Source organism: Chlorogloeopsis sp. ULAP02 (assembly GCF_038404745.2).
GTDB lineage: Bacteria > Cyanobacteriota > Cyanobacteriia > Cyanobacteriales > Nostocaceae > Chlorogloeopsis.
On the sequence record NZ_JAYKTT020000014.1, the window covers coordinates 1 to 4,873 of the forward strand.

Here is a 4,873-nt window from a genome sequence, read left to right on the forward strand (position 1 = left end):
TATAATGCTGTATTATCGGAGGGTAAAAGCAGACTTAAATTAGTAACAAATTCAGAACTTTACCAACAAGCTAAATTAATTTCAAAATCCTATAAAAAAGAACGGTTCACTGCGTTCCAATCATGCAGAGAGGCTTATCGTTTTAGTGATTACGATTTACAAGCTTTCGCTAATAAAACAGCAATTGCAAGTGTTTGGATTAAATCTCACCTTGATGTACATACCATTCAAAAAATAGCGACTAGAGCCTTTAAAGCTCTTGAGCGAGAGGCTTTTGGCAAAGCTAAAAAAGTTAGATTTAAGTCATATGGTCAGTTTGCATCTTTAGAGGGTAAAACCAATAAATAAGGCATTCGTTGGGCTGGTAATAGTGTTGAATGGTCAAAGTTAAAACTACCTGGCATCATTACCAATGATCCTGTACTCTTGCATGGTTTAGCATCAAAGATTAAATATGTGCGCTTAGTGCGTCGCATTCTTAATCAAAAAACCTATTGGTTTGCACAATTAGTTTGTGAAGGAATACCATATCAAAAACCTAAAAATATCGTCAATGATGGCACTGTTGGTATTGATTTAGGCGTTTCCACTGTTGCAATTGTTGGGGATGAAGAAACTATTTGGACTTCTTTTGCTGTTGAATTGATATCAAAGCAAAATGAAGATTAGAAAGTTACAACGCAAAATGGATAGGCAACGACGCACCAATAATCCAAATAATTTTAATCCCAACGGCACAGTTAAAAAAGGTAGCAAACGTTGGAATAAATCCAATCGCTATCAAAAAACTGCTGCCAAGAAACGCGAGATAGAGCGTAAGCAAGCGGCTCAACGTAAATCATCTCACGGCAAGCTAGTTAACCAAACTTTAACCATTGGTAAACATATCAAAACCGAGAAAGTATCTGTTAAAGCATGGCAAAAAAATTATGGTAAATCCATAGGTTTTAAATCACCCGCATCTTTTCAATCCGAACTTAAACGCAAAGCTGAAAACGCTGGCGGAACAGTTCTAATGTTTTCGACTCGTAAAACCGCACTATCTCAAACTTGTTTGTGTGGCAACAAGCAGAAAAAATCATTATCGCAACGTGTTCATCATTGCTCTGTCTGTGGGCTAAAGATGCAACGTGATATTTTATCTGCTTACCTGAGTCGTTACATTGACCCCAAAACAGAAACTCTGTCAATCCAGTTAGCTAGAAGTGGCTGGCTAGGGATGGAACAATCCTTGTTGGACGGTTGGCGAGTAGGGTCAAATCAATCAGCGAGAACTGCGGCTAGTCCAAAGTCTCCTACCATCGGTGGGACAGAGTTGATGTCCAGTCATTCAATAGCTCGTGAGGAGTCGGAGTCTGCAAGGACAGACGAAACTCACGTAGTGAGTTGGAACCCCCTGCATTCATACATGGGGTAGTTCAGTTTATCTTGATAGGTGCTGGCGGTACTGGAGGATATCTTGCTGAAGAAGTGTGTCGCCTCATGCTGCAACTAAACCGAGTAGGCAAGGAAGCCAGCCTCACCATCATTGACGGAGATACAGTCGAACTTAAAAATATCGCCCGGCAAAACTACCAACCATCTGAGGTGGGTTTGCCTAAAGCTAGGTGTCTTGCTACCAGGTGTAGCGCCAAGTACGGGTTAGAGGTAAAGGCGATTTTGGATTGGTTTTCACCCAACTATATGAACAAATACAGGTGGAACAGCCTGACAGTTATTATAGGCTGTGTGGATAATGCCGCCGCCAGGGCGCAAACTCACTCGTGCTTGGAATATAATAGCCCCCACGAACAAGCTTCTATATTCTGGCTAGAATGCGGCAATAGTTCACACTCTGGACAAATTCTATTGGGAACCCACCAGCAGTTTAACATTATAAATAGTTGCGACAACCCAAAAACTCCCTCATTCTGGAAACAGCTACCCTCCCCAGCGCTGATACATCCCGAATTGCTAGTTCCCAAACCAGAAGAACTCAACACCAATAATCTGTCGTGTGCGGAAATTCAAATACTTAATCACCAATCGTTGTTTGTTAACCGCATGGCATCAGCGATCGCATCCCAATACCTCTTAGAGTTAACCCTGACAGGAAAAATCACAAAGTTCGCCAGTTATTTCGATCTAAATACCATGTCCTGTCGCAGCATCCAAACCACAATTACCAACCTTGAAAAATACCAGCAAGTTTAAATAATAATCACCACAAATAGTTAACACATATCTGTCTTGAAAAATCAATCAGGACAGATATTTATGATGAACAGATTCAATCCAATTCAATTAGAAAATATTGAACAGGAAAGCAAAAAATCAGAAGTAAATACAAGGATAATACCAATTAGCCCAGGTGAAAAACTTGGTGGTGAGTTTCACCTAATTATGCAACAAATTGGGTTAGGGTTACCAGTAGAGCCTCTATTAGAAGCATATCCTCAAATAGACAAGTGGGTAAAAGCGGTCAAACCATTTCTAGAAATTCCTGGTAGCAAAGAATGGAACGCCGAAGTGCAATATCTTTACAAGTCGCAGTTATTACACGCTAATTACGACTTAATCATCTATCAAGATAAACAAGTAATTGGCATAGATTGGACTATTCAAAAACTATCTAATTTCCAAGTAATAGAAAATTCATTTAATACACAACTCAGATTATTCCTATTACACGAAAAAACTCAATTACTTCCCGAACAGATTAACTTAATCTACCTGTTTGTGAATGCAGGTAACATCTATCAGTTTACCTATTCAAAAGTAAAACATCAAGTCTTAAAAGAAAGGCTTTTATCAATTTTAAAACAGTTTTTGGTGGAAGATATTGCAGAAGAAACTCAACAAGAAGACTTGGAGATAATCCATCAAAGGTGGATGAATAAAGAAATTTCAACTCAAGAATACCTAGACGCTATTCCGGAAGTCGAACTATGAATTCTTCGGAAATTAAAGTCAAAAAAATCGAACTTACATCTAATGGGTGGACTTTTAATAGCCTATCACCAAGAGTCGGAACTATAACAAATCCCAAAGGCAGAAGAATCACTTCTTACTTTGGGTTTGACTCCAAAGAAAAAGCAGACAAATTCCTTAAATGGATTGCCTGCAAAGAAAAATGCTCGAAAGCGATTATTCGTCCAAGCGAACGCCTAACTACCCCTTGGGAAGTCAAAGCCTGGGATGTAGAGGAATCTCTTATAGTCGAATGCGCGCTCAAGGATTTGAAGGAAAATGCAGCTATCACTGTTTAAAGCTGGAACGCAAGCAGACATCGCCGACACCCTTAGTTTCAATTTCAATATACCTAACCCCACAAAAGCTGCAAAGCTGCGAGAACTAGCCGCATCAATGCAGAAAACTATTGATGCAAAGCTCAACCCTGCGATTGGGAACCAAAGAGCAACTAAACGCCGCAAGCGTATCGCCCAAGGGATTATCGCTGAAGGGATGGAATTACAAACAATCCAGTCTTGTTGCTTGCGATCGCACAAATGTGGGAAATGGGAAATATCCCCGAAGTACTGCGCGGTATCTCTCAAAAGTCACAGGTTGAGACACTGTTTAGGATTTCTCAACAGGGAAAAACTCCCCAGGAACTGCAAGAAACCCTTAACGTCGAATATAACCAAGATTGGGTAAACTCTCTCAACCATGCAAGTATTTACAATGCAGGCGAAATCGTATCTGCTATTAGGGAAATTCAACTATACGTTAAACCCCAAGAGATAAGTACAACTCAACAGGAGTTAAACAAGTTAGAATTGGAAATTATCGGGATGACATGGAAAGATTTCTTCCCCACACCGCCTGATGTTTGTAAACGCCTCATTCAATTAGCAGAAATTAACGAAAACTCTCGCATACTTGAACCAAGTGCTGGTTCTGGCTGTATCACAAAAGCGATTGTCGAAAAATACCCTCTAGTGGATTTAGAAGTAGTAGAAATTAACCCAACTCTACGCAGAATACTCGAACTCAAAGGGTTCAATTTAGTTGGTAGAGATTTTCCAATTTATACCACAGATAATCTCTACTCGCATGTCATCATGAATCCTCCATTCTCTCAACTATTAGAACATATTTATCATGCATGGAAGCTAATTAAATCAGGAGGAATACTAATAACAATTGTTCCAGAATCAGTATTCTTCAACCGCAAATATCAAGATTTTAAAGAATGGTTGGAAAGTTGGAATGCATACGATGAATCTTTACCCAAAAATGCCTTTATTAAATCAAATAACCCCACAGGTGTAACCACCCGAATCATCAAAATGCACAAGCCATAATGTACTGCAACCTTATGGCATATTGTTAAATCGATTAAATCTACTAAAGTCGTCTTTTACATCCAGGCGGCTTTATTTTTTTACCACGACATATGCAAATGCACACCTTATTTGAACTAGTTCAACAACAATAATTATGCCTAGAACTCCAACCAAATCTGGTACAACTTCATCTGAACAAAAAGAACAACCTCCTTCCCCTACAACTCCAGATAATCTCCAACAGAGAAAGTCTGCAATATCAAAATTTGCTAACCCAGAATATAACGCTCCCATGAGCAATGTCTGCATATGCCAAATGATAAACCACATGGAGCCGGAGAAAGTAGGCTTATTCATTAAGGATAAATACTTAGGAGGTATTGATTGGCAAGGAGGCGAACCTACCCACAAACATACCTTCTCCAATGGTACGCCAGAGATGGGAGTATTGCTGCAATCTCCCAGAATGCACATTCTTGATATCTCTCCCAGGTACATCGAACAACGGGATGATGGTGCAATTATCGGTATCTACGAGTACGGTGACGGATATGATATGTACCAAACTCTAGGAAAAGATAAAGTCGTACTGCGGCGGTTCTACT

At 39.6% G+C, this 4,873-nt stretch carries 7 protein-coding genes and 1 pseudogene; all 8 read left to right on the forward strand.

Annotated elements, in window-relative coordinates:
• A pseudogene (locus tag U2718_RS07995) lies at positions 1-348 on the forward strand (RNA-guided endonuclease TnpB family protein); the annotation flags it as partial.
• 78 nt (positions 349-426) lie between these two features.
• Positions 427-669, forward strand: a complete 243-nt coding sequence (locus tag U2718_RS08000) for a hypothetical protein (RefSeq protein WP_341999907.1) — start codon at positions 427-429, stop codon at positions 667-669.
• On the forward strand, positions 659-1,417 hold the full coding sequence (locus U2718_RS08005) for a transposase (protein ID WP_341999909.1): 759 nt from the start codon (positions 659-661) through the stop codon (positions 1,415-1,417). The genes U2718_RS08000 and U2718_RS08005 overlap by 11 nt, the downstream gene beginning before the upstream one ends.
• The gene (locus U2718_RS08010; protein ID WP_341999911.1) at positions 1,387-2,193 is read left to right on the forward strand and encodes a ThiF family adenylyltransferase; all 807 of its coding nucleotides are present in this window, start codon (positions 1,387-1,389) and stop codon (positions 2,191-2,193) included. Before U2718_RS08005 ends, U2718_RS08010 begins: the two co-directional genes overlap by 31 nt.
• Before the next feature lie 63 nt (positions 2,194-2,256).
• A complete protein-coding gene (locus tag U2718_RS08015) occupies positions 2,257-2,931 on the forward strand; it encodes a hypothetical protein (protein WP_341999912.1) in 675 nt (224 codons plus the stop codon).
• Positions 2,928-3,248, forward strand: coding sequence for a hypothetical protein (locus U2718_RS08020; protein WP_341999913.1), 321 nt, complete (start codon positions 2,928-2,930; stop codon positions 3,246-3,248). Before U2718_RS08015 ends, U2718_RS08020 begins: the two co-directional genes overlap by 4 nt.
• 219 nt (positions 3,249-3,467) lie before the next feature.
• The gene (locus U2718_RS08025) at positions 3,468-4,286 is read left to right on the forward strand and encodes an SAM-dependent DNA methyltransferase (protein ID WP_341999915.1); all 819 of its coding nucleotides are present in this window, start codon (positions 3,468-3,470) and stop codon (positions 4,284-4,286) included.
• 136 nt (positions 4,287-4,422) lie between these two features.
• On the forward strand, positions 4,423-4,873 hold a 451-nt coding region (locus U2718_RS08030; protein ID WP_411813249.1), incomplete at its 3' end, for a DUF5895 domain-containing protein.